We start from the raw sequence: 24,333 nt of genomic DNA, 5'->3' as shown, positions 1-24,333 counted from the left end.
TTGAGATGGCGCGTTTTGAAACCAATGGCGGCGCCGGACCCGCCGCTCCGGTGGGCGCGCGCTCGCCGCAAAATGATTTTCTTGCTTCGACATCCTTTCTGCAGGGGGCGAACGCGGGCTATCTGGAGAGCCTGCTTGCGTCCTATGAGGCCGATCCCTCCTCGGTCAGCGCCGATTGGCGCAATTTCTTCGCTGAGATGGGCCTGCGACCACAGGAGAAGATCGTCGCCGACGGCCCGAGCTGGGCGCGGCGCGATTGGCCGCAGCCGCAAAACGGCGAGTGGGTGAACGCGATCGTCGGCGAGGCGCCGGCGCCTGCAAAATCGCCAGTCGCTCCTGTCCCCGCGCCGACGCCCGGCGGCGAGGACGTGTTGCGGGCGACGCGCGACTCCGTGCGCGCCCTGATGATGATCCGCGCCTATCGCATGCGCGGCCATCTGCACGCCAATCTCGATCCGCTCGGGCTGGAGCAGCGCTACGACCACGGCGAACTCAATCCGCAGACCTACGGGTTCACCGACGAGGACTACGAGCGCAAAATCTTCCTCGATGGCGTGTTGGGGATGCGATACGCCACGCTGTTTGAAATGGTCACGATCCTGCGCCGCACCTATTGCGGGACGATCGGCTTCGAATTCATGCATATCTCCAATCCGGAGGAGAAGGCCTGGCTGCAGGCGCGCATCGAAGGTCCGAAGAAGGAGATCGTCTTCACGCAGGAAGGCAAACGCGCCATTCTCAACAAGCTCGTCGAGGCGGAAGGTTTCGAGAAGTTCCTCGACGTCAAATACACCGGCACGAAGCGCTTCGGTCTCGACGGCGCTGAATCCATTGTTCCGGCGCTGGAGCAGATCATCAAGCGCGGCGGCGCGCTCGGCGTGCAGGAAATCGTTCTCGGCATGGCCCACCGCGGCCGTCTCAACTTGCTTTCGCAGGTGATGGCGAAGCCGCACCGGGCTCTGTTTCACGAATTTAAAGGTGGCTCCTTCCTGCCCGATGAAGTCGAAGGATCGGGCGACGTCAAATATCACCTCGGCGCGTCGTCGGATCGCGTGTTCGACGACAACAAGGTGCATCTCTCGCTCACGGCCAATCCGTCACATCTCGAAATTGTCGATCCGGTCGTGCTCGGCAAAGTGCGCGCGAAGCAGGATCAGCATCATTGCGCCGACGGCGACCGCCGCTCGGTGATGCCGCTCCTCATCCACGGCGACGCGGCCTTCGCCGGCCAGGGCGTCGTCGCGGAATGTTTCGGGCTTTCCGGATTGAAGGGGCATCGCACCGGCGGCTCGATCCACTTCATCATCAATAATCAGATCGGCTTCACCACCTATCCGCGCTACTCGCGGTCCTCGCCCTATCCGTCCGATGTCGCGAAGATGGTCGAGGCGCCGATTCTTCACGTGAACGGCGATGACCCCGAGGCCGTCGTCTTCGCCGCGCGCGTCGCCGCCGAATTCCGCCAGCAGTTCCAAAAGCCCGTCGTCATCGACATGTGGTGCTATCGCCGCTTCGGCCATAATGAGGGCGACGAGCCGGGATTCACCCAGCCGCTGATGTATAAGAAAATCCGGGCGCACCGCACGGCGCTCGATATCTATGCGGACCGTCTGATCGCGGAAGGCGTGACGACTCGCGAAGACGTCGATCGCATGAAGGAAGACTGGCGCACGCGGCTCAACGAAGAGTTCGAAGCGGGCCAGAGCTACAAGCCCAACAAGGCGGATTGGCTCGACGGCCGCTGGGCGGGAAAGAAATCAGGCTGGCAACTCTCGGAGAACGAGCGGCGCGGACAGACCGGCGTGGCGCTCGAGACGCTGCAGCACATCGGCGCCGAGATCACGTCGACGCCGCCTGATTTTCACGCGCACCGCACGATCCAGCGTTTTCTCGACAATCGGAAGGCGGCCATCGAACATGGCGGGCCGATCGACTGGGCGACGGCCGAAGCGCTGGCGATCAGTTCGCTGCTCTATGAAGGCTACAATGTGCGGCTCTCCGGACAGGACAGCGAGCGCGGCACCTTTTCGCAACGTCACAGCGTGCTCATCGATCAGGAGAATGAAGCGCGCTATCTGCCTTTCAATCACATCGCCGAAGGCCAGGGCCGCTACGAAGTCGTCAATTCGATGCTTTCTGAAGAGGCGGTGCTCGGCTTCGAATATGGCTATTCGCTGGCCGAACCGGACGCGCTGGTGTTGTGGGAGGCGCAATTCGGCGATTTCGCCAATGGCGCGCAGGTCGTCTTCGACCAGTTCATTTCATCGGCCGAGCGCAAGTGGCTGCGCATGTCGGGACTCGTCTGCCTTCTGCCGCATGGCTACGAAGGCCAGGGCCCGGAACATTCCTCCGCGCGGCTCGAGCGCTATCTGCAGCTGTGCGCCGAAGACAATATGCAGGTGGCCAATTGCACGACTCCCGCGAACTACTTCCATATCCTTCGCCGTCAGCTGCACAGAAGCTTCCGCAAGCCGCTGGTGCTGATGACCCCGAAATCGCTTCTGCGCCATAAGCGCGCCGTCTCGCGGCTCGGCGAAATGGGCATGGCCTCGAGCTTCCAGCGGCTGCTCCTCGACGACGCCGAAACGTCGCCGACCGAGACGTTCGTCCTCAAAGCCGACGAAAACATTCGCCGGGTCATTTTGTGTTCGGGCAAGGTCTATTACGATCTCCTGGACGAACGCGAGAAACGCGGCGTCGACGACGTGTATCTGCTGCGGGTCGAGCAGCTCTATCCTTTTCCGCTCAAGGGTCTCGTCGCGGCGCTCGGGCGCTTCAAGGAGGCCGACGTCGTGTGGTGCCAGGAAGAGCCCAAGAACATGGGCGCCTGGTCCTTCGTCGACTCCTATCTCGAATGGGTGCTGACGCAGATCGGCGGCAAGTCGAGGCGCGCCCGCTACGTTGGACGCGCCGCCTCGGCGTCGACGGCCACGGGCACCATGTCCCGGCACCTCGCACAGCTGAGATTGTTCCTGGAGGAAGCGTTCGCGCCTTGAGACGCGACGCGAGCGAAGAGAGAGCCGATGGCTGAAATACGCGTGCCGACCTTGGGCGAATCGGTGACTGAAGCGACGATCGGCCGCTGGTTCAAGAAGGCGGGCGATGCGGTGCGCGCCGACGAGGCGCTCGCCGAACTCGAAACCGACAAAGTGACGCTCGAAGTCAACGCCCCCGCCGCCGGCGTGCTCGCCGAGATCGTCGCCAAGGAGGGCGAAACCGTTGGCCCTGGCGCGCTGCTCGGTCAGATCGCCGAGGGCGCCGCGGCGCCGGCGAAGAGCGGCGAAACCGCCGGCAAAAGCGCGGCGCCCAAACCAGCGCCCGCCCCCGCCGCGCCTGCGCCTAAGTCGGCGTCGACGCCGCTCGCGACGACGATGCCCCCAGCGCCCTCCGCCGCCAAGATCGCCGTTGAACAGGGAATCGACATCGCTCAGGTTCCCGGCAGCGGCAAGCGCGGTCAGGCGCTGAAGTCCGACGTCGTTCAATTCGCCGCACGTCAGGCGGCTGCCCCGCAGCCCGCGCAAGACGCCCGCGCGCAAGAGCATGCTTCCCAGGAAGCGCGAGTCGAGGCGCCGCCGCCTCGCGCTCCCGTTCCGCAGGAAGACGGCCACCGCGAAGAACGGGTGAAAATGTCGCGCTTGCGTCAGACGATCGCGCGTCGTCTGAAAGAAGCGCAAAACACCGCCGCCATTCTGACGACGTTCAATGAAGTCGACATGTCGACGCTCATCGAATTGCGCAAACGCTACAAGGAGGCGTTCGAGAAGCGGCACGGCGTGAAGCTGGGCTTCATGGGCTTCTTCGTGAAGGCCTGCTGCCAGGCTCTGGAAGAAGTGCCGAGCGTCAATGCGGAGATCGACGGATCGGACATCATCTATAAGCGCTTCTGCCACATCGGCGTCGCCGTCGGCACGCAGAAGGGACTCGTCGTCCCGGTGGTGCGCGACGCCGACCGTCTGTCGCTCGCCGAGATCGAACGCGCCATTGCGGAGCTCGGTCGCAGGGCGCGCGAGGGCGCCCTCGACATCGCCGATCTGCAGGGCGGCACCTTCACGATTTCGAATGGCGGCGTCTATGGTTCGCTGATGTCCACGCCGATCCTGAATGCGCCGCAATCGGGCATTCTCGGCATGCACAAGATTCAGGAACGCCCTGTGGTCGTTGACGGCAAGATCGAAGCGCGGCCGATGATGTATCTGGCGCTGTCCTACGATCACCGTGTCGTCGATGGAAAAGAAGCCGTGACGTTCCTGGTGCGAGTCAAGGAATTGCTCGAAGATCCTGCACGGCTGGCGCTCGGCCTGTAGCCGCGACCCCTTCAAAATCTCCAAATCATGCCCCATCTAATTTCGGACGGCGCGCCGCCTAATGGGCGCCGTCGGCGGGGGCGAAAGGACCGCCATTGGAGGTAGAGATGGAAATGAAAACCGCGACCGAAACCAGAGAGTCTCCGCTGACGCCCGAGCAGTTCGCGCATCTTGGCGATGGCCTCATCGCTTATGTGCGATCGATGCGCTCGGAAGACGTCAACCGGCTTTACCCGCAGGCGCCGCAGATCGCGCCGGGGCTGACGATCTTTGCGCTTTTCGGTGCGGATGGCGCGCCGATCGTGCTTGCGGATTCGGAAGAAGGCTGCATCGGCAACGCTCGTGAAAATCATCTGCAGATGGTGAGCCTGCACTAACCTGCCCACGACAGAGGCGCGCCGCCGGCGCGCCTGCCGCCCGGGCGAACGCGACGACCCCTCCCGCAACTCAGCCGTTAGATTCTCTCGTGCGTGCGCCGTTGTGGCCCTCGGTGGGGAGCTTTGACGCCAGCACCTTGTCGAGACGGCGTCCGTCGAGATCGATGACTTCGAAGCGCCATCCGAGCTTCTCCACCGTTTCGCCGAGAGTCGGAAACCGAATGAGCCCATCGAGGACAAGGCCGGCCACCGTTTCAAAGCTCCTGTTCTCGGGCAGCGCAACGTGCAAAAGCTCGGCCATTTCGTCGACCGGCATCCAGCCGGCGAGTAGCCAGCTGCCGTCTTCGCGCTGAAGCGCCTCGGGCTCCTCATGCCCCTCGTCGGACCTGAACGCGCCGGCGATGGCGTCGAGAATATCGGCGGGCGTCACAACGCCTTCGAAATGGCCATATTCGTCGTGCACGAGCGCCATCGGCGTCTCGGCTTCGCGCAGAACATTCAGGGCGTCGAGCGCGTCGATCGAATCGGGCACGACCGGCGCCGACCGGACATGGGATTCGAGGTCGAGCGGCTCGCCGCGCAGCGCGGGTCCCAGCAGGTCTCGGATCAGCAGGACGCCGATCATGTCGTCCATATCGCCCCGACTGACCGGCAGGCGCGCATGGGACGTCTCGATGAGCCTCTCGCGCAGAATGTTCTCCGGCTCGCTGAGATTGAGCCAGTCCACCTCCGTGCGCGGGGTCATCAGCGCCCGCGCGGCGCGGTCGCCCAGCCGCAGCACGCCCGCGATCATCTGCTGTTCGTCGGCCTCGATCGCCCCCGCCGAATGCGCCTCGGCGACGAAGGTCTTGATTTCCTCATCGGTGACCCAGGACTGAAGCTCGTTGGCCTGGCCGACGAACAGCAAGATCAGCTTCGTCGACTCATCGAGCAGCCAGACCACCGGCGTGACCAGAGTGGAAAGCAACGCCATCGGCGCGGCCATGCGGCAGGCGATGGCTTCCGCATGGCGCAGCGCGATGTTCTTGGGCAGCAATTCGCCGATCACGACGGAAAGATAGGTGATGACGCCGATGACGCCGCCATAGCCGATCCAATCCGCCGCACTGTCCGATAGACCCAGCGCGCGCAGCTCTTGCGAAAGCCGCTGACCGAGCGCGGCGCCTGAAAAGGCGCCCGCGAGGATTCCGACGAGCGTGATCCCGATCTGAACGGTGGAGAGGAAGCGTCCCGGATTTTCCGCCAGCGCCAGGGCGGCGGCGGCGCCGCGGCGCCCTTCGGCGGCCAAAGTCTTCAGCCGCACTTTGCGCGACGAAACGATCGCGAGTTCTGACAACGAGAAAATCCCGTTGATGACTATCAACACAAGCGCGACGGCTAGCTCGAACATGACACCTGATAGGGCTTTCTGCGCAGGCTCTCAAGCAAATGGCGTCGGCAAGCGGTGACGGCGACGACATTTGTCGCCTGGGCGTTGATCCTGGGCGTCGATCCTGGCGAGAAGGCGGGCAATGTGATCGGGAAGTCGCTCAGTCGCGAGCCGCGATTTCGATCTTTTTGATGACCCGCGCCGGCTCGGGCCGCGCCAGGTCGATGGAGAGCAGCCCATTGACGAGATCGGCCCCGAGCACCTGCATTCCTTCGGCCAGGAGAAAGGCGCGCTGAAACTGCCGCGCGGCGATGCCGCGATGCAGGAAATGCCGCTCTCGATCCTCGGTTTGCCGCCCGCGGATGACAAGCTGATTCTCTTCGAGCGAGACGTCGAGCTGGTCGCGGGTGAAGCCCGCGACGGCCAGTGTGATCCGAAGCCGCTCCGGCGCGCTCTCGACGCGCGGAATGCGCTCGATATTATAGGGAGGGTAGCCGTCGGAGGCGGTGCGGGCGACGCGGTCGAGCGCCCTTTCGATCTCATCGAAGCCGAGCAGGAACGGCGAATTGAGCGGCGGACGCGACATGTCGTTGAAGCCCTGTTGGCGCCTCTTCGGCCAGAGCCCGTGAAGCGCTCCGGCTTCAGCTATATGGCCGAGCCGGCCGAGCCATTCAAGCGCGGCCGATGCGCGCGCCCGCCATTGACGCGCGAACGACAAACGCCCATGTGCGAGCAAGCTTCCCCTTAAGAGCGGCGACCATGGGCAAAGCACAGCATCTCTTCCTCGCGATTGTCCTCGCCGCGTCCTTCGGAGCGCCGGCGGCCGCCGAAACGCCGCCGCCCATCATCGCGCCGGAAGGCGAGCGCTTCACGCTCACCCCTGCCGAGGGCGGCTATGTCCGGCTGAACAAGGAGACCGGCGCCCTGTCCTATTGTTCGGTCAAGGACGGCGTCACGGCGTGTCGGCTGGGCGCCGAGGAGCGCACCGCGTTTGAGGCGGAGATCGACCGTCTGCGCAAGGAGAACGCCGCGCTCAAAGCGCGCGCCGAGGGTGCGCCCGTTCCCCCGGCGGCCAGGCCGAACATGGCGCCGAGCGAAGAGGAATTCGAGCGCGCGCTCTCCTTTACCGAGCGCTTTCTGCGCCGCATAATGCGCCTGTTCCGCGAAGAGACCTCGCCCGGAGGCGCTCCGTGAGGACCAGAGTGACGACGCGTCCGCAGGAGCGCCCCCGTGGCTGATCAGGGACCCTTCGCCAATTGGCCGCATCTCGACAAGCCGCCCCGGCCTGAGCGGCCAGAGGCCGCGCATGACGTGCTGGTTCTGCCGAACTCCGATAAAATTTCACAGGAAACCAACCAGATGGCGTCGAACAACACGCTTGAAAATTTCCTCGGCGGCTCGCCGCTCAACATTCTCGCGCGGTTGTTCGTCATTTCGCTCGTCGTCGGCGCCCTGCTGATGTGGCTCGAACTGCGGCCGATCGACATTTTTCGCGGCGTGCAGGCGTTCTTCGACCGCATCTATCAGCTGGGCTTCGGCGCGGTGAGGGAGCTTGTCAGCTATGTGCTCGCCGGCGCCATTTTCGTCGTGCCGGCGTGGCTCGTTCTGCGGCTCGTCAATGTGGGCGCGAGCAAGCGCTGAGGAAGGGCGATGAAGCTGACTGTGGAGACCGAGCAGGAGGTGGACGGCCGCTGGATCGCCGAAATCCTGGAAATTCCCGGCGCGTTGAAATACGCCACGACCCGGGAGGAGGCCATCGCTCAGGTGGAGGCGCTGGCCCTGCGCGTCATCGCAGACCGCATTGAACATGGCGAACGCCCGACTGAGCCGATTCATATTACTTTCGCGGCTGCATGACGCCATGGCCGAGCGTAAAGGCGAAGCGTCTTCGTGCAGCGCTAGAAAGAAAAGGTTGGACGGAAAAGCGATCCGCCGGCTCTCACCGGACGTATGCCAAAAGTGGGTTTCCTGATTTCATATTTGCGTTTCACGATGGCGAGGAGATCGGGCCACGAATGTTGGCGAGGATAGCCAAACGAACAGGACTGACGCGGGAAGATTTATAGTCGTCGCCGGCGGCCGATGCTCGACGTCTGATCCGGATCTTCGATGAGCTGGCCGATGCCGCCGCGGCGCGGCGGAAGCGGCGGCGGCGCATAGGCCTCAGGTCCGGCCACAGGGCCGAACCCGTCCCGCGCGCCGACTCCAGGTCCTTCGAACGCGGCGAGCGGCGGCTTGCCCGTCGTGTCATTATCAGTCTCGTCATCCGGCGCAGGCGGCGCGCGCCCCTGGGCGATCAGCGGCGACAGGTCGGGCGGCGGCAACGTCTCTTGCGGCTCGGGCTTGCAGATGCTGCGTCCGGAGCGGCCGTGCATCGCCAGATCGACATGAATATGGTTGTAGTGAAAGGCATTGGAGCCCGGCGACAGCACCGTCGAGAAATGCCCGCATGAGCCGCGATGCACGTCCATCAGGAAGGCCCGCGTCTGTTCGTCGCCGTGGCGCCAGTCGCGCACAAGGGTGATCTCGCGGCCGTCGGCGAGCACGAAGCCGCCGATGTCCAGCGCATTGCCGAAGGAATGCTCAGAAAGCTGCGCGCCCCGCTGATTGTTCATGCCGCGGCAGGCGTAAGAGCCCATTGAATTGATCTGAACCACCTGCTGTCTGAAGCGCGCCTGGGCGGCGGGCTGGACGGCATCCGCGAGCCAGGCGTCGAGTTCGGCGACCATCGAGCAGTCGAGGGTGGCGGTCGCGTTGAACGAAACGGCCCCGCCCTGCAGCGCCGTCACTTTGAACGGCTTGGTGAGGCCGCAAATGCCCGGACCGTCGACTTCGGGCGCGAGCGCGATGAACTCGGAAGGGTTGACGCGTCTTTCCGCGAGACAGGCGTTTTCAGCCTGGGTGCGCCAGGCCGGCCGCTGAGGCTTCTGCCCGATCGAGCAAGCGGAAAGCGTCGCCGCGACGAGCGCCGGCACGAGCAACGATGGATGGGCGCGGCGGACCATGCCGCGAGGATGGGCGCCGGGCCGTTAATTCAGGGTCGAGAAGTGTGGTTAATGCTCAAATATTTGAGGACTGTGGCGGGCGATCCACACGCACGGAAAGCTGGACGGAATGCGCTGCTCATGAGCGCGGCTGCAAAAGGAGCGTGATCAGCGAGCAAATCTGCTCAAGCGCCGCTTCCATGTTTCGCCGGCCTTGAGTTCAGTCTTCAAAACCCATTTCCTGCGAATCTTCCTGATCGGCCGCGACGATGTATTGAGAATGACTTCCGGTTCCGGTTCTTTTGCGCGCGGCGCCGTGAATATCGGGGTCACTGCTGTTAGCGGCGCGGCCTGCGGCTTCGCCTTTTTTGGTTCCGCAGGAACAGCCTCTGCAACTTTGGCCGGCTGGCGCGCACGACGCGTCCGAGTTGACGCGCCTCTCGCCGGAAGATCGTTTACGACCTCGTTTTGCAACAGGTTCGGGAGCACGCGCCCCGGCAGGCCCGTCGATGGCGAGAGAATTTGGGGACGTTCTGGCGCTTTGGCGCCGAAAACCGCGTCCGCCGCGTTTAGCGCCGCCAAATATGAGGCGTCACGTTCGACCTCGGGAGCGGCCGAAGCGCTGGCGGCATTCAGCGTTGGACTCACACTCGCATTTTCAGGCTCGTTGATCTTCCACGGATTCGAAGTGCGAGATTTGGGAGACCGACCTTTATAGGCCGTTATGAACGGACGAGTGGGCTGGCGCATTGAAGCTGAAGGTCTTTCTGTTGACGTATATGGCAAGGAAGGTCGCTCGAAAGACCCGCCTCGGCACAAGCGTCCTTTAGTATTGGCAATACGCCTTGGACATGGCGCTCGGTCCTAGCGTCTTCGACGAAGGACATCTGCTACCTATAACGGATAAGTCGCAATAAGTCATCGTAGTTGCGCGCTTCTGTATAAGCCGCTCTTCGACGCAAATCAGCTGTGCCGATTTGCGCCTCGCGCGTTCGCCACCGCCGTTCTGCAGGAAAGCGGCATCCGTTGAACCAAATACGCGTTCCTCCTTGCTTCCCTCTGCCGGCGGCGACCCTAGCTCGTATGAGTCGGAGGTCTCTCCATGGATAATGTCGAGTCCGAACTTAAATTCGTTTTTCCTCCAGAAGCCTTAGCCGCTGTACAGGCGGCGCTCCGCGAGGACACAAAGGAAGCGACAGCGCGGCGACGCCTCGTCTCGCATTATTTCGATACGGCGGATGATTATCTCTGGCGTCACGCGGTGACGTTGCGTGTGCGCCAAGACGGGCAGGAAAGCATACAGACGGTTAAGCGCGAGAAGCCCTCCACGCTGGATCGGGATGAATTCGAAGCTGCGACCGAAGGGGACGCGCCTGACCTGGCGACCATTCGACGCTCGCCCTTGGCGCGGTTTTTTAGAAAAGCGAAGGTGCGGGACCATCTGCGTCGCAATCTCGACGTTGACGTGGAACGAGAAACTTCAGTGATAACTTTGCATGAAAGCGAGCTGGAAGCCGCGCTCGACATCGGCGAGATCAGAACAGAAAGCCGCACGCAGCGATTTAGCGAATTGGAGCTTGAGCTCAAAAGCGGCGAGCGCAAGACATTGTTCGAATTTGCTGGCGCTCTCTGCGCTGACGCGCCCATCACTCTCTCTTTGATCAGCAAAGCCGAGCGCGGGCATCTTCTGGCCAAGGACGCGTGGGGTCGCGCGTTCAAGGGACGCCAACCCAAAATGACAACGCGCATGAACTGCGCCGAGGCGTTCCAACTCGTCTGCCACGCCTGCCTGCATGACTTCATCCTCAATACCCATGCCCTGAGAGGCGATGATCGAGTCGAAGCCGTTCACCAAGGGCGGATCGCGCTGCGGCGCTTACGGGCTGCTCTCCAGCTCTTCAAGCCGATCGTTAACGATCCTGATTATCAGCGTCTCGATGATGAACTCAAATGGATCGCCCATGTCTTTGGCGAGGCGCGTGATCTGGATGTGTTTCAGCAAGACTTCGAAGCAGCGGATGAGACGGGCGGCTGTCCAGGCGCACGCCAACTCGCCGATCGCACCGACGCCAAGAGAGATGACGCGCATGGCAGGGTGAACGCCGCCGTGGACTCGCCGCGATTGAGGATGCTTCTCATCGATCTGGCGGCCTGGATCGAGGAGGGATCGTGGCGGGCCGACGAAAGCCGTTGGCGTCAGCCGATTGGACGTTTTGCCGGTCGCGCCTTGAAGAAGCGCCTGCGCAAATTTGTAAAATCGGCGCGCAATCTTGGCGATCTCGATCCAGAGGCGCAGCACAAAGTTCGCATTCGGGCGAAGAAGCTTCGTTATATGGCAGGCTTTTTCAAGTCCGCCGCAAAACTTGTAAGCGGGCGGAAGGCGCTTCGAAGCCTCCTGGAACGCTTGGAGCAGATGCAAAATTGCCTTGGCGAAATTCACGATGAGCAGGCGAGAGCTGAGTTCCTGCTTGATGAAGCGCGTCATCTGCCGCCTGGCGCCGATCCCATGATCGCCTTTGCCGCCGGGCGTATCGCGCAGCCTGCAGTTGGTGAGGACAAAAGACTGTCGCTCGCGCTCGAAGCATACCAGGACGTGGCGACGTCAGATCCGTTCTGAGCCAATTCAGTAGAGGCGTGTCTCCGACCGAGGCTGACGCGGTTTGAATCCAAAATCGCGGAGCGGCGCAACGCTCGACCGTGGGCGAGTCGCGCTTCGCCGGCGAAAAGTTTGTGCAATCTCACTAGAAAAGCTTTAGGTTTATCCCAATTGAAAAACGTCAAGGGCTGCACTTGTCTTTTCTCGTCTCCAGAACAACGAAAGAACAAGTTGGAGCATTGCTGAGGGACCGTCAAACGGACCAATCTCCTTCGCTCGCCTGATATGCCGGTGTGGCGTGAGTAGGAAGAAGCTTGTCGTCCGTAAGTGGGAGAGTTCGCTATGAGAAACATGCTCGTTGCAGCGACAGTCGGCCTCGTCGCTTTTCTTGTCCAGGATGTGGCTCAGGCCGCCACCGCCCAAAGTCCGGCCGTCTTACGCTCTGGACCGGGCGTGTCATGGCGTAGAATCGGTCAGATTCCGGCCGGATCTGATGTGCAGGTGTTGAGCTGCGACCCGGGCTGGCGCCACAGCTGGTGCCAAGTCCGCTATGGTTCGAAGACGGGGTGGGTGAACGCGCCTGCGCTCGGGACGTCCGGATCGCAGGTCATCGTTGCGCCAGTTGTGACGACTGACGCAGCCAGCCTAAAACGGCGCGCCAGCATGTTTTCCTCCGTTATCACGGTGATTCCCGGCGGCAAAAAGGTCGATGTCCTTCGCTGCAGAAGTGGACTCGGCAGGGGCTGGTGCCGCGTCTCTTATCAGGGCAAGACCGGATTCGTCAGAGGGGGTCTTCTAGCGCGCCAACGGTCCGTCATTCCCCGTTAAGAACGCGGGCGAGGCGAGAAAAGGCCGGCGCGCGAAGGCGCAAATCGGACAATGCCGATTTGCGCCTCTTCTGTTCAGGTCAGCGCTTGCGCAGCCTTAACCCGCGTTACGCGCCTTTATCCTCGCCTTTGCGGCCGCGCATGAAGGATTCGAACTCCTCGCGATCGCGGGCGCGGCGCAGCTGGTCGATATGTTCAGCGAAGTCGCGCTCCGCTTCGGCGAGTTTGCGGCGCTCTTCCTCAAGCCGCGCGAGTTCGCCTTCGCGCCATTCGTCGAAAGCGATATTGCCGGTCGAGCGCATGAAGGCGGGACCGCCCCAAGCGGCCGAACCCTCCCGGGCGACGCCGCTCACGGCGTCCTTCACCCGCGCGCCCTGCTCCTGGGCGAAGGCGAAGAAATCGCCTTCAAAGCCCTGGCTGCGCTGCCAAAGCTTCCAGACCAATATGGCGAGGCCGAGCGGCCAGAAGATGAAAAAGCCGAGGATCACCGCTGCGATCTCGTAGGGCCTCCAGGACATTCGTCCGTGATGCCCCCAGGGCGCCCCGCCCTCTCCGGATGACGACATGCGAGAATAACGATGGCAGCTCATGATGGGCTCCAGTTGGTCAACGGCCGCCCGCCGCCAAAGCGGGGCCGACACCAATGTAATATGCATTAACATTGGCGCAAGGGAAAGCGCCGCGCCAAGAAATTGGCGCGGCGCCGTCACGCGTTTCGCGTCGGGAAATCAGGCCGCCTTGCCGCTCAGATCATCTTCAAGCACGGCGTCATCCACGAAGGCCACGTCGCTTTCGAGCGTCGCCGCCGGCTCGATCTCGATGTCGATTTCGAGCAGCGACATGTCTTCCTTGCGATGCATCTTCACCATGACCTTTTCGGGGTCGACGTTGATGTGCTTGGAGATCGCGATGAGGACTTCCTTGTGCAGCACGGCGATGAGATCCGAATCGCGCGCGGATTTGCGTTCATGCGCGAGAAGGATCTGCAGGCGCTCGCGCGCAACCGGCGCGGTGGCGCCGCGACGCCCGAACAATCCGAAAATATTCATGCCGCCCTCCGACCAAAGAGCCGAACGAAGAGTCCCCGCTTGTCCGCGGGAATATTCACCGGCAGTTTTTCGCCGCACAGCCTCTTCGCCGCTTCCGAATAGGCGCGCGCCGCGGGGCTCATGGCGTTGTGAAGAATGATCGGCGCGCCGACGTTCGAGGCGCGCAGGACGTCTTCGCTCTCCGGCACGATCCCAAGCAGCGGTATCGAGAGAATTTCGAGCACGTCGTCGACGCTGAGCATCTCGCCGCGGCCGGCGCGCTGCGCGTCATAGCGCGTCAGCAGCAGATGCTTCTCGACGCGTTCGCCCTTTTCGGCGCGTTCGGTCTTGGCGTCGAGCAATCCGATGATGCGATCGGAATCGCGCACCGAGGAGACTTCCGGATTGGCGACGACCACCGCGACGTCGGCGAAGCGCATCGCGAGCGTCGCGCCGCGTTCGATGCCGGCGGGACTGTCGCAGACGATCCAGTCGAACTTCTCGCGCAATTCATTGATGACGCGCTGCACGCCCTCTTCGGTCAAGGCGTCCTTGTCGCGCGTCTGCGACGCGGGCAGCAGATAGAGATTGTTCAAGCGCTTGTCGCGGATGAGCGCCTGATGCAGCTTCGCGTCGCCCTGCGCGACGTTGATGAGATCAAACACCACGCGCCGCTCGGCGCCCATGACGAGATCGAGGTTGCGCAGGCCGACGTCGAAGTCGACGACCGCGACCTTGTGACCCTGTTGGGCCAGCGCGGCCCCGAGAGCCGCGGTCGACGTTGTCTTTCCGACGCCTCCTTTGCCGGAGGTCACCACCAAAGTCTTGGCCATTGTTCGTCCTCTCTTAATCGAGCCGCGCGATCTTGACCGTCTCGTTTTCGAGCCAGGCCTGGATGGATTGGCTCTGAACATTCGCCGAGATCTCGTCGGCGGTCAGATAAACGCCGCAAACCGAGAGCAGCTCGGCTTCGAGCTTGCGGCAGAAAATTCGCGCGCGTTTTTCGCCATAGGCGCCGGCCATCGCGCGGCCGCGCAGCGTCCCGTAGATATGCACGGAGCCGCCCGCCATGATTTCCGCGCCCGACGCGACGGAGCCGATCACGGTCACGTCGCCGTCCGGGTGATAAATCGACTGCCCGGAGCGCACCGGCTCCAGCAGGATCAGCGGCGCAGCCGAGGGGGCCGGCGGCTCGGACGATTTGGAATCGACGGACTGTGCGCCGCCGGCGCCGAGCGCGTTGGCGATATCCTCGAAGGCTGCTTCTTCGCTTGGGGACAGCGTTCCAGGGCTTGCGTCTTTGGCGCGCGTTGCGCTGACGTCCGGCGGCGGTTGCGGGGTAGCGCGACCGCCGGCCAGAATCGGCGGCAGATCGTCGCTGGCCCATGACGGGTCGACCCCCGACAATCCCATGAGGCGTATGCCGCGCCGGGTGAGATTTTCGAGGAGCTCGGTGAGTTGTGGCCGCTCAATCGTCAGCTTGGCGAGGTCGATGACGATCGACTTCCGGCTGAAAAACGCGGGCGACTGCTCAAGCAGCGCGTCGAGCTGCTCGAACCAGCCTTCGATCGGCTGCTCGGGCTCCAGCGTCAGGACGGGAAAGGACCTGCCTCTGAAGCGGATGTGTCGGGATGACGCTTGCGTCACGGGAGCCCTCACGCAATTAGGATTTGCGTCATTTGAGGGCGTTAACGTTAATGAAGGATTAAAGCCGGCGCGTAATTTGGCGCCCGGTCGCGCTTTATTAAGAGATTAAGCTGGCGCGGCTTTCGCGCGCGCAGCGGCGCTCTCCATGACGCCTTGCGCGGCGCTCTCGAGCACCAGCGCCGGATCCGCGCTTTTGACGGGATCGAAATGACCCGAGATGGTCAGCATCGCGACGCCATGGGCGAGCGACCATATTTGCAGCGCCGCGTAGCGCGCGCCCTGCGCCGGCGCGCCCGCCTGCTGCAGCCAGGCCACCACGGCGCGCCAAAGGATCTCCAGCGCATGGTCGGCGGCGCCGCCCGCTCCCGGATCGGCAAGCGTCTTCGCCTGCGCAAACATCGCCGCGTAGAGCCCGGGCTCTTCGCGCGCAAATTTGAGATAGGCGGCGCACATGGCGCGCATCGCGCTTCTGGCGTCGGGCCGGCCTTCGTCCCATGCCGTTTCAATCCGTGCGCCAAAGGTCTCGAAACCGCGGCGCGCCAGTTCGCTCATCAGCGCGTCGCGACCGCTGAAGTGACGGTAAGGGGCGGCGGGCGAAACGCCGGCGCGGCGCGCCGCCTCGGTGAGCGTCAGCGCCGATGTTCCGCCTTCGGCGAGAATGTCCAAAGCGGCGTCGATCAGCGCCTGTTTGAGCGACCCGTGGTGATAGCCTCGCTTATTGTGCATCTCTCACCCCGGCGCGGATCGGCGTCATCGCCCGTCGCCGGATTAGCCCGAGAGCTTGGCGACCAGCGCGTCGGAGACCTCGAAATTGGCGTAGACGTTCTGCACGTCGTCATTGTCCTCGAGCAAGCCGACGAGCTTGAGGACCTTCTCGCCCGAATCATCGTCGACCTTGATCGTGTTCTGCGGTCGCCAGACGAGCGCCGCCTTGCGCGGCTCGCCGAATTTCTCCTCGAGAGCCTTGGCGACGTCGCGCAGCGATTCGACGGACGTGATCACTTCATGCGTCTCGTCGGCCGTCGAGACGTCGTCGGCGCCGGCGTCGATCGCCGCCTCCATCATCGCATCTTCCGTCGCCGCCTTCTTGTCGAACTCGACGAGGCCGACGCGGTCAAACATGAAGGACACGGCGCCGGTCTCGGCCAGCGCGCCGCCAGCCTTGGTGAAATAGGAGCGCACCTCGCCCGCCGTGCGGTTGCGATTGTCGGTCAGCGCCTCGACGATGACGGCGACGCCGCCCGGCGCATAGCCCTCGTAACGCACTTCATCGTAATTTTCGGCGTCGGCGCCGGACGCCTTCTTGATCGCGCGTTCGATATTGTCCTTTGGCATGTTCTCCGCCCGGGCGGCGAGAACGGCGGCGCGCAGCCGCGCGTTCATGTTCGGGTCGGGCAGGCCCATCTTGGCGGCGACGGTGATTTCTCGGGCGAGCTTTGAAAACAGCTTGGAGCGGATCGCGTCCTGCTTGCCCTTCTTGTGCATGATGTTCTTGAATTGACTATGCCCGGCCATGCGCTCCCGCCCTGCTCCTCGATCAATCTTCGCCGTCCGGCGTCCGGCGGGTCATATACGCCGGACCTATCCGGAAATAAAGAAAAGCGCCAAGGAGAGTATGGGCGCCAAAGGAGAGTATGATTGAGCGCAAGCGATGAAGAGCGAAATTCTCGGCCTGAACCCGATGGGCGGGCGCCGTCCGCACTCCCCGCGCCGCACATCCCGGACCTCGCCGCCGCCAAGCGGCTGCAGGCGATCCTCTCCAGTCCGTCCTATCGCAAGGCCGACGAGGACATTCATTTCCTGACGTCGGCCCAAGCGCGCGGTCCGCGCCTCGAGCTCGAATACCTCAAGGCCGAACTGCTGCTGCGACGCCATGGCGTCACCGATACGATCGTGGTTTTCGGCTCGACTCGCATCGTCGAACCCGCCTTAGCGGAAAGCCGCCTCGCCGAAGCGCAGGCGCGCGCGACAGCCAATCCCAATGACGCGGCCGTCGCCAAACAGCTCGCGGTGGCGAAACGCGTGTGCGAAAATTCGCGCTATTATCAAATCGCGCGCGAGTTCGGCGCTCTGGTTGGCGCCGCCCGCGAGAGCGGCGACTGGCCGCGCCTCGCGATCGTCACCGGCGGCGGACCGGGCATTATGGAGGCCGCGAACCGCGGCGCCTTCGACGCCGGGGCCGAGACGGTGGGGCTCAACATCACCCTCCCGCATGAGCAGCTGCCCAACAGCTATGTCACGCCATCGCTTTGCCTGCGCTTCCGCTATTTCGCACTGCGCAAGCTGCATTTTATGCTGCGCGCGCGGGCGTTGGTGGCCTTTCCCGGAGGCTTCGGCACGTTCGACGAATTGTTCGAGACGCTCACGCTGGTGCAGACCGGCAAGGTCAAGCCGATCCCCATCATTCTCGTGGGGGAAAACTATTGGCGACGCGCCTTTAACGTCGATTTCCTGGTCGACGAGGGCGTGATCGACGCGCAAGACCGCCATCTTTTCCGCTACGCCGAAACCGCCCCTGACATTTGGGAAGAAATCCGACGCTGGGGCGAACGCAGGGAGGATCTTCTATTTGAATGAATGGCTTAGGCTGTGTCGCGATCGCCTGCCCGATCTCCTGCCCATCCCCCGCCATTGTAAAGCCTATGCCCCGCCTTATCTCAGCTAGCGCGGCGCAAAGCGCGCGCTTTTTTAAAAAGGGAGAATAGTCATGAGTTGGCTCAAAGCGATCGCTGGCGGCGTGATCGGGGCTGAAGCCCTGAACCTTATTAAGGATTATGTGGAGAAGCAGGGCGGCCTCGACGGCGTCGTCAAGAATTTCGAGAACTCCGGCCTGGGGAAGCAGATCCACTCCTGGGTCGGCCTCGGTCCCAATGAAAAGATCAGCGAGATGGACATCAGCAAGGTGGTCAACGCCGATAAGCTGATGGAAATCGCCAAGAACGCCGGCATCGACGTCGACAAGGCGAAAGCGCTGCTCGCCCAGTATTTGCCGGAAGCGATCGACAAGGCGACGCCGGAAGGCAAGCTGCCGCCGCCCGACAAGCCGGCGTAAGCGGACTAACGCCATTCTCGACACTGCCGACGGCGGCGCCTGCCGCCGTCCGGCCTGTTCCCGCCCACGCTCTTGCTTCAGGCGCCCTGATTCTGTAATTCCGTTACGCGCGCCTTTTGCGCCGCTCGCGGCTGCGCGAGACTGCCCTAAGGCCGCGCCGCCGCGAAGGTTTCGCCTTCGCCACGGAGGCCGGCCCCTTTTGAATAGGACCATTAATGACCAAGCGCGCGCTGGTGACTGGCGTTACAGGACAGGACGGCGCCTATCTGTCGCAATTTCTGCTCGATAAGGGCTATGAAGTGCATGGCGTGGTGCGGCGCTCGTCGCACCGAGGCGTCGAGGACCATCGCCTGCGCTGGCTCGGCATCAGCGGCAAGCTCAATCTGCACGACGCCGATCTCGCCGATCTCTCCAGCCTGCTGCGCACCGTGCAGGACATCCAGCCGGATGAAATCTATAATCTCGCGGCGCAGTCCTATGTCGCGTCTTCCTGGCGCCAGCCCCTCCTCACCGCAAACGTCACCGGCGTCGGCGTGACAAACGTGCTCGAGGCGATGCGGCTCGGCGCGCCCAAAGCGCGCTTCTACCAGGCGTCGTCGTCAGAAATGTACGGGCTCATCCAGGAGCCGATGCAGAGCGAGAAGACGCCCTTCTACCCACGCAGCCCCTATGCGGTGGCGAAGCTCTACGGCCATTGGATCACGGTGAACTATCGCGAGAGCTTCGGCCTTCACGCCTCCTCGGGCATTCTCTTCAATCATGAAAGCCCGCTGCGCGGCGTCGAATTCGTCACCCGCAAGGTCACGACCGGCGTCGCCGCGATCAAACTCGGCCGCGCCACAGAGTTGCGGCTCGGCAATATCGACGCCAAGCGCGACTGGGGCCACGCCAAGGATTACGTGCGCGCCATGTGGTTGATGCTGCAGCAGGAGAAGCCGGACGATTACGTCGTCGCGACCGGCGTCACCACCACGGTGCGCGATATGTGCCACATCGCATTCGAGCACGCTGGCCTCGACATGGAGAAATTCGTCATCATCGACCCGGCGTTCTACCGTCCGGCCGAGGTGGACGTTTTGCTTGGCGACTCCAGCAAGGCGCGGCAGGTTCTCGGCTGGACGCCGGAGATCGATCTTCGCGAAATGATTTGCGAGATGGTCGACGCCGATCTCGAGCGGCTGCGGCGCGAGTCGGCCTAACCCGAAAAAGGGCGCCCGCGATGGCAGCCTTCGAGCGCATCTTGGTGACGGGCGGCGCCGGATTTGTCGGCGGCCACCTCTGCGCCGCCCTGGCCGAGGCCTATCCGCAGGCGACGCGCTCGCTGCTGCTGCGTCCCGGCGAACGCGGCGGCCATGAGGCTTTCGCCGCAGCCATCGCGGATCTCGTCGACGAAGCGGCGATCGATGCGATCATCGCGCGCTTGCGTCCCGATCTCATCGTCCATCTCGCCGGTCAATCGTCGATCGCGCAGGCGCTGCACGCCGCCGAACTGACTTGGCGGGTGAATTTTCATGGCTCTTTCGCACTCGGGGCGGCGGTCGCCCGTCACTGCCCCGAGGCCGTTTTTCTTTTCGCCTCGACGGCGGCGGCCTATGGCGCAAGCTTTCGTGACGGCGTCTTGAGCGAAGACGCTCCATTGCGGCCGGTCGACGTCTACAGCCGCTCGAAAGTCGCCGCCGAGAGCGCGCTCGCGGATCTGCTTGCGCCCCGAGGGCGGCTCATCGTGGCGCGGCCGGTCAACCATTCCGGGCCGGGCCAGCGCAATCGTAACTTCGCGCTCGCCTCCTTCGCCGCGCAGATCGCGGCGATCGAGGCGGGACGCGCCGAGCCCCGCCTCAAGGTCGGCGATCTGTCCAAGGCGCGCGATTTCCTCGATGTGCGCGACGTGATCGACGCCTATATGCGGCTGATCGCAAGTGCGCGGGATCTGCCCGCCTCCGTCTCGATCTTCAACATCGCGTCCGGAAGGGCGCATCGCATGGAAGCGCTGCTCGAGCGGCTGCGCGGACGAGCCAAGGCGCCATTTGAGATCAAGGTCGATTCGGCGCTGCTGCGCCCTGCAAGCGACATCGCCAGCGTCGCCTGCGACGCGACGCGACTGACCGACGCGACCGGCTGGCGTCCGCGCCACGACATCGACGACATGCTGCAGGCGCTGCTCGACGACGCCCGCGCGGCGGAAGCGCAGGCCGCGAAGGCGTCATGATCAAGCGGCCATGAGCGAGCAGGAAAACCAGGAGCGCGAGCAGGAGCGCGAACGCATCCGCCTGCTCGAATTTCAGCTCGATCATTTACGCGCCGAACTCCTGCATCTGACCCATGAGCGCTATCGGCTGATCTACTCGGTCTCCGGCCACATCTATCGCTTTCTCCGACCGATCGAAGCGTTCTTCGCCGACGCCGCGAACGGTCTCGTCGCGCGCTTTCGCCCGACGCCGCCCGACGCGACGACGCCAGTGGCCTCCGACCAGGGCGCTCCGCCCGCTCGAGGCGCGCCGCTGCCGGCGCGGCGGTTGCTGGTCGACGTGACGGGAACGATCAAGCGCGACGCCGGCACCGGCATTCAGCGCGTCGTCAAGGAAGTGACGCGCGGCCTCTACAGCGGCGAAAGCTTCGACCTGCCGGTTCTGGCGGTGCGCTGCGAAGGCGGCCGTCTGCTGACCGCCAATGGCTTCATCGCCGAACTTGTCGGCGCAGACGCTGCGCCCGACTCCGAGATCGCGATCACCGGAGGCGATCGCTTTCTGATGCTTTCCGACAGCTGGAACGCCTTCGACGAACTCGCGCCGGTTTTCGCGCAGATTCGGGACGCGGGCGGCGAGGTCGTCACCTGCATCTTCGATCTCATTCCCGAGCTTTATCCGCACGCCTGCCACGAAGTGACGGTGCCGCGCTATCGCGCCTGGCTGCGCAAGGCGCTCCTCGAAAGCGACAGTTTCCTGGCGATTTCGCGAACCGTCGCCGACGAACTCGCCGACTATGTCGCTGCGCAAGGGCTGCCGCATCGTCCCGGCCTGAAGATCGGCTGGTTTCATTGCGGCTCCGATCTGGCGCTGCGCGCAGACGCCGCGCCGCGCGACAAGGTCAAAGCGGCGGTCGCCGGCGATGCGCCGGTCTTTCTCGCCGTCGGCACGATCGAACCGCGCAAGGGGCAGCGCGTCGCCCTTCGCGCCTGTGAAGACCTCTGGGCGAGAGGCCGCGACGTCCGGATCGTCTTCGTCGGCCGGCGCGGCTGGTTTGAAGAAGCGGTGGCAAGCGAAATTCTCGGACATAAGGAATTCGGCCGTCGGCTGTTCTGGTTCGACGACGCGGACGACGACGAGCTTTCGTTTCTCTACGACCGCGCGGCGGCGCTGATCTTCCCGTCCTATGCCGAAGGGTTCGGCCTGCCGATCGTCGAGGCGGCGCGCCGCGGCCGCCCGGTCATCTGCAGCGACATCCCGGTCTTTCGCGAGGTCGGACGGGCCGGCGCGCTCTATTTTCAGGTCAATAACGCCAAGGCGCTGGCGGAGACGATCGCCGACTTTCTCGACGGCGGCCGCGTCGCCGACCCGGACCAGGTCTTGCGCGTCGCCTGGCGCGACGCCGCTCGACGCATCGTCGAGGTGGTCGCGCGCGAGGACTGGAGCCGGCGCCTGCCCTAGCCTGCCAGTTTGCGTTGCACCATGAGAATCGCCGGATTTCCGCGCTCCGCCAAAGCGTGTTAGAGAGGCGCCAATTGGCCGTGCGGCCCGGCCAGCGCTGTTGTTGCGCGCTGGGCCGCACGGCTTTTCGCTTCCAATGCGGGTAAGGCCTTCGCCTTCTCGCACGCCAAAAACGGAAACGCTCTCCATGCCGATCAATATTCCGCTTCTCAATCAGCAGACGCCGCAGACCGTGCTCAAGATGATCAATCTCGAAGCGTCGCAGCTCTCGCTGCCGGATTCGCGCGAATTGATGTGGGGCGCTTTCGGCGCCTATGGCGTGCTTCAGGCGATCGCGCAATCGTTCAACCACTCGCTGCTCGGGAGCCTGATCTACGGCGTGATGAGCGTGGTCCTTCTCTACGGCGGGACATACGGCCTGCTGCGCGTTCTGAAAGAAGACGCAAAGTTTCAGCGCACCGCCACCGCGCTGGCCATCATGAGCGGGCTTGCGGCGCTCATCTATACTGTCCTGCACCTCCTCTTCGGCATCGCCCTGCCGCCGCCCTTGCCGACCGAAAAGCTGCTGCGCTTTCTGCTCTTTCCGATTCTGATTTGGATGGTGTTCATGTATGCCTTCCTGTTCCGGCACGTGTCGCTGCGCCCGGCGCCGGCTTTCTTCGCGGCGGCGCTGTTCGTCATCATCATCGAAGTGATCCTGTCGCCGATTAGCCGCTAGCCGCAAATCCAAACTCGGAAGGCGCGGCGCTCGGTCGCCTGAGTTCGCGGATTTCGCGAATGCCTCGCATGTGATCGACGGGACCGCGCCGCAATGCTAGACAACGCGCCTGCGGCGCGCCAGACGCCCGATTGCCCATTCACTAAACGGATTAACGACGCTCATGACCTTATCATTTGATGTTCTGGGCATTGGCAACGCCATCGTCGATACGATCGCGCGCGCCGAGGACGACGATTTGCTGCAGGCCGGACTGCGCAAAGGCTCGATGACGCTCGTCGACGAAGCGCGGGCCGCTGAGCTTTATACGGCGATGGGCCCGACGACGGTTATTTCCGGCGGCTCGGCCGCCAACACCATGGCGGGCCTTGCGAGCCTGGGGCGCGCCGCCGGATTCGTCGGCAAGGTCAAGGAAGACGACGCGGGACGCGAATTCGCGCATGACATCCGCAAGGCCGGAGTCGCCTTCGACACGCCGGCGGCCGCCGACGGCGCCGCGACCGCGCGCTGCTTGATTTTCGTGACGCCGGACGGCCAGCGCACGATGAACACGTTTCTGGGCGCCTGTCAGGCGCTCGCCCCCACGGACATCGACGAGGAGACGGTCGCGCGCGCGAAGGTCCTCTACATGGAGGGCTACCTCTGGGACCCGCCCGGCGCCAAGGAAGCCTTCCTGAAGGCGGCGAAGATCTCGCGCGCCAACGGACGCAAGGTGGCGATTACACTTTCCGACAGTTTCTGCGTCGATCGCTATCGCGGCGAATTTCTCTCTCTCATCCGCGACCGCGTCGTCGACATCGTTTTCGCCAATGAAAGCGAATTGCACGCGCTCTATCAGACCGGCGATTTCGAGACCGCCCTCGCGGCGCTGCGCGCCGAAGACGGGCTTCTTGGCGTCGTCACGCGGTCGGAAAAGGGCTGTGTCGTCGCGAATGGCGCGAGCGCCCTCGCCGCGCCGGCCTGTTCTGTCGATGCGGTCGTCGACACGACCGGCGCCGGCGACCTCTTCGCCGCCGGCTTTCTCGCCGGCTATACGCAGGACTTGCCGCATGAACGCAGCGCCATGCTCGGCGCGCTCGCCGCGGCGGAGATCATTTCTCACGTCGGCGCGCGGCCGCAGAAGGATTTGCTGCAACTCGCCCGCGACACTGGCGTGCTGGAATAAGTTCGGGTTTCCTCGACCTGAGGCGCTCGATCGGCGATTCAAACAAGCTGGAGGAACGAAAGATGCGCCTTGTCTCCAAAACGGTTCTGGCCGCATTTGCCGCAGTCGCGAGCCTCGCGCTCACCGTTGAAGCGCGCACGGAAGAGCAGATGACGAAAAGCCTAACCGGCCTTCAGTACAAGGACACGAAGGTCGGGACGGGCGCGACCCCCAAGCTCGGCCAGACCGCGGTCGTGCACTACACCGGCTGGCTCTACAACAATGGCGAGAAGGGCAAGAAATTCGACTCCTCGCGCGATCGGGGTGAGCCGTTCGCATTCCCGCTCGGCCAGGGCCAAGTGATCAAGGGCTGGGACGAGGGCGTCGAAACCATGAAGGTCGGCGGCAAGCGCACGCTGGTCATTCCGCCGGAACTCGGCTACGGGGCGCGCGGCGCCGGCGGCGTCATTCCGCCGAACGCCTGGCTGATCTTCGACGTGGAGCTGGTCGGGGTGAAGTAGCGCCGGGCCGCGTATTCACCAAACAGAGCGCCGCCCCCATATGTAACGCGGGCGGCGCTTCGAAGCCGTAGTGGCGGCACGCGCCCGCGCAGCGGCCGAAAGCTAAGGATTGCCTGCGACGG

Annotated in this window: 26 protein-coding genes; 17 read left to right on the top strand and 9 right to left on the bottom strand. The window is 63.7% G+C overall.

Going from position 1 to position 24,333, the window contains the following annotated elements:
* Positions 1–5: 5 nt before the first annotated feature.
* The 3 genes from IYX23_RS02225 to IYX23_RS02215 all read left to right on the top strand — a co-directional run bounded on the left by IYX23_RS02225 (position 6) and on the right by IYX23_RS02215 (position 4,681).
* Complete coding sequence (locus IYX23_RS02225; RefSeq protein ID WP_196391848.1) at positions 6–2,996, top strand: 2-oxoglutarate dehydrogenase E1 component; 2,991 nt, start codon at positions 6–8, stop codon at positions 2,994–2,996.
* A gap of 27 nt (positions 2,997–3,023) precedes the next feature.
* Positions 3,024–4,304: a 2-oxoglutarate dehydrogenase complex dihydrolipoyllysine-residue succinyltransferase gene (gene odhB / locus IYX23_RS02220; protein ID WP_196391849.1), complete on the top strand. Its 1,281-nt coding sequence runs from the start codon at positions 3,024–3,026 to the stop codon at positions 4,302–4,304.
* Positions 4,305–4,411: 107 nt separating this feature from the next.
* Positions 4,412–4,681: a DUF1150 domain-containing protein gene (locus IYX23_RS02215; protein WP_196391850.1), complete on the top strand. Its 270-nt coding sequence runs from the start codon at positions 4,412–4,414 to the stop codon at positions 4,679–4,681.
* A 70-nt stretch (positions 4,682–4,751) separates the two neighbouring features.
* On the opposite strand, the gene IYX23_RS02210 is transcribed toward IYX23_RS02215, so the two are convergent.
* The gene (locus tag IYX23_RS02210) at positions 4,752–6,071 is read right to left on the bottom strand and encodes a hemolysin family protein (protein ID WP_196391851.1); all 1,320 of its coding nucleotides are present in this window, start codon (positions 6,069–6,071) and stop codon (positions 4,752–4,754) included.
* 139 nt (positions 6,072–6,210) lie between these two features.
* Entirely contained in the window at positions 6,211–6,636 is a 426-nt protein-coding gene (locus IYX23_RS02205) for an Hsp20 family protein (protein ID WP_026222679.1), read from the bottom strand.
* Between the two features lie 173 nt (positions 6,637–6,809).
* Between IYX23_RS02205 and IYX23_RS02200 the strand changes: the two genes are divergently transcribed.
* The 4 genes from IYX23_RS02200 to IYX23_RS20420 are packed head-to-tail and all read left to right on the top strand — an operon-like array spanning position 6,810 to position 8,116.
* Positions 6,810–7,244, top strand: coding sequence for a hypothetical protein (locus IYX23_RS02200; RefSeq protein ID WP_196391852.1), 435 nt, complete (start codon positions 6,810–6,812; stop codon positions 7,242–7,244).
* A 36-nt stretch (positions 7,245–7,280) separates the two neighbouring features.
* Entirely contained in the window at positions 7,281–7,691 is a 411-nt protein-coding gene (locus IYX23_RS02195) for a DUF6460 domain-containing protein (protein ID WP_196391853.1), read from the top strand.
* Between the two features lie 9 nt (positions 7,692–7,700).
* On the top strand, positions 7,701–7,907 hold the full coding sequence (locus IYX23_RS02190) for a type II toxin-antitoxin system HicB family antitoxin (protein WP_196391854.1): 207 nt from the start codon (positions 7,701–7,703) through the stop codon (positions 7,905–7,907).
* Positions 7,904–8,116: a type II toxin-antitoxin system HicA family toxin gene (locus IYX23_RS20420; protein ID WP_083909727.1), complete on the top strand. Its 213-nt coding sequence runs from the start codon at positions 7,904–7,906 to the stop codon at positions 8,114–8,116. The genes IYX23_RS02190 and IYX23_RS20420 overlap by 4 nt, the downstream gene beginning before the upstream one ends.
* Here the strand turns inward: IYX23_RS20420 and IYX23_RS02180 are convergent.
* Entirely contained in the window at positions 8,111–9,055 is a 945-nt protein-coding gene (locus IYX23_RS02180; protein ID WP_196391855.1) for an extensin family protein, read from the bottom strand. The two genes, IYX23_RS20420 and IYX23_RS02180, sit on opposite strands and share 6 nt — an antisense overlap.
* Before the next feature lie 1,081 nt (positions 9,056–10,136).
* Here IYX23_RS02180 and IYX23_RS02175 point away from each other — a divergent pair.
* A complete protein-coding gene (locus IYX23_RS02175) occupies positions 10,137–11,651 on the top strand; it encodes a CYTH and CHAD domain-containing protein (RefSeq protein WP_196391856.1) in 1,515 nt (504 codons plus the stop codon).
* A 321-nt stretch (positions 11,652–11,972) separates the two neighbouring features.
* Positions 11,973–12,458, top strand: coding sequence for an SH3 domain-containing protein (locus IYX23_RS02170; protein WP_196391857.1), 486 nt, complete (start codon positions 11,973–11,975; stop codon positions 12,456–12,458).
* A 106-nt stretch (positions 12,459–12,564) separates the two neighbouring features.
* Here the strand turns inward: IYX23_RS02170 and IYX23_RS02165 are convergent, their stop codons facing one another.
* The 6 genes from IYX23_RS02165 to IYX23_RS02140 all read right to left on the bottom strand — a co-directional run bounded on the left by IYX23_RS02165 (position 12,565) and on the right by IYX23_RS02140 (position 16,647).
* Positions 12,565–12,975: a DUF2852 domain-containing protein gene (locus IYX23_RS02165; protein WP_246716421.1), complete on the bottom strand. Its 411-nt coding sequence runs from the start codon at positions 12,973–12,975 to the stop codon at positions 12,565–12,567.
* Between the two features lie 210 nt (positions 12,976–13,185).
* Positions 13,186–13,506 (bottom strand): cell division topological specificity factor MinE, encoded by a 321-nt coding sequence (gene minE, locus IYX23_RS02160; RefSeq protein WP_196391858.1) that lies wholly within the window; start codon positions 13,504–13,506, stop codon positions 13,186–13,188.
* A complete protein-coding gene (gene minD, locus IYX23_RS02155; RefSeq protein ID WP_018406567.1) occupies positions 13,503–14,318 on the bottom strand; it encodes a septum site-determining protein MinD in 816 nt (271 codons plus the stop codon). Before minD ends, minE begins: the two co-directional genes overlap by 4 nt.
* A gap of 13 nt (positions 14,319–14,331) precedes the next feature.
* On the bottom strand, positions 14,332–15,132 hold the full coding sequence (gene minC, locus IYX23_RS02150; RefSeq protein WP_196391859.1) for a septum site-determining protein MinC: 801 nt from the start codon (positions 15,130–15,132) through the stop codon (positions 14,332–14,334).
* 105 nt (positions 15,133–15,237) lie between these two features.
* Positions 15,238–15,858 (bottom strand): TetR/AcrR family transcriptional regulator, encoded by a 621-nt coding sequence (locus tag IYX23_RS02145; RefSeq protein ID WP_196391860.1) that lies wholly within the window; start codon positions 15,856–15,858, stop codon positions 15,238–15,240.
* Between the two features lie 42 nt (positions 15,859–15,900).
* Positions 15,901–16,647, bottom strand: coding sequence for a YebC/PmpR family DNA-binding transcriptional regulator (locus tag IYX23_RS02140; protein WP_196391861.1), 747 nt, complete (start codon positions 16,645–16,647; stop codon positions 15,901–15,903).
* A gap of 123 nt (positions 16,648–16,770) precedes the next feature.
* On the opposite strand from IYX23_RS02140, the gene IYX23_RS02135 reads away from it, so the two are divergent.
* The 8 genes from IYX23_RS02135 to IYX23_RS02100 all read left to right on the top strand — a co-directional run bounded on the left by IYX23_RS02135 (position 16,771) and on the right by IYX23_RS02100 (position 24,211).
* Complete coding sequence (locus IYX23_RS02135) at positions 16,771–17,709, top strand: TIGR00730 family Rossman fold protein (protein WP_196391862.1); 939 nt, start codon at positions 16,771–16,773, stop codon at positions 17,707–17,709.
* 130 nt (positions 17,710–17,839) lie between these two features.
* On the top strand, positions 17,840–18,184 hold the full coding sequence (locus tag IYX23_RS02130; RefSeq protein ID WP_196391863.1) for a YidB family protein: 345 nt from the start codon (positions 17,840–17,842) through the stop codon (positions 18,182–18,184).
* Positions 18,185–18,399: 215 nt separating this feature from the next.
* Positions 18,400–19,383: a GDP-mannose 4,6-dehydratase gene (gmd, locus tag IYX23_RS02125; protein ID WP_196391864.1), complete on the top strand. Its 984-nt coding sequence runs from the start codon at positions 18,400–18,402 to the stop codon at positions 19,381–19,383.
* Between the two features lie 20 nt (positions 19,384–19,403).
* Positions 19,404–20,390: a GDP-mannose 4,6-dehydratase gene (locus IYX23_RS02120; RefSeq protein WP_196391865.1), complete on the top strand. Its 987-nt coding sequence runs from the start codon at positions 19,404–19,406 to the stop codon at positions 20,388–20,390.
* A 10-nt stretch (positions 20,391–20,400) separates the two neighbouring features.
* Complete coding sequence (locus IYX23_RS02115; RefSeq protein WP_196391866.1) at positions 20,401–21,828, top strand: glycosyltransferase family 1 protein; 1,428 nt, start codon at positions 20,401–20,403, stop codon at positions 21,826–21,828.
* Positions 21,829–22,015: 187 nt separating this feature from the next.
* Positions 22,016–22,546 carry a hypothetical protein gene (locus tag IYX23_RS02110; RefSeq protein WP_196391867.1) on the top strand — a complete coding sequence of 177 codons (531 nt, stop codon included), beginning with the start codon at positions 22,016–22,018 and terminating at the stop codon, positions 22,544–22,546.
* Between the two features lie 163 nt (positions 22,547–22,709).
* On the top strand, positions 22,710–23,711 hold the full coding sequence (locus tag IYX23_RS02105; RefSeq protein ID WP_018406556.1) for an adenosine kinase: 1,002 nt from the start codon (positions 22,710–22,712) through the stop codon (positions 23,709–23,711).
* Between the two features lie 62 nt (positions 23,712–23,773).
* The gene (locus IYX23_RS02100) at positions 23,774–24,211 is read left to right on the top strand and encodes an FKBP-type peptidyl-prolyl cis-trans isomerase (RefSeq protein WP_196391868.1); all 438 of its coding nucleotides are present in this window, start codon (positions 23,774–23,776) and stop codon (positions 24,209–24,211) included.
* Positions 24,212–24,333: the final 122 nt, after the last annotated feature.

Source organism: Methylocystis sp. L43 (genome assembly GCF_015709525.1).
Lineage (GTDB): Bacteria > Pseudomonadota > Alphaproteobacteria > Rhizobiales > Beijerinckiaceae > Methylocystis.
This window is presented reverse-complemented; position numbering and strand designations above follow the sequence as displayed.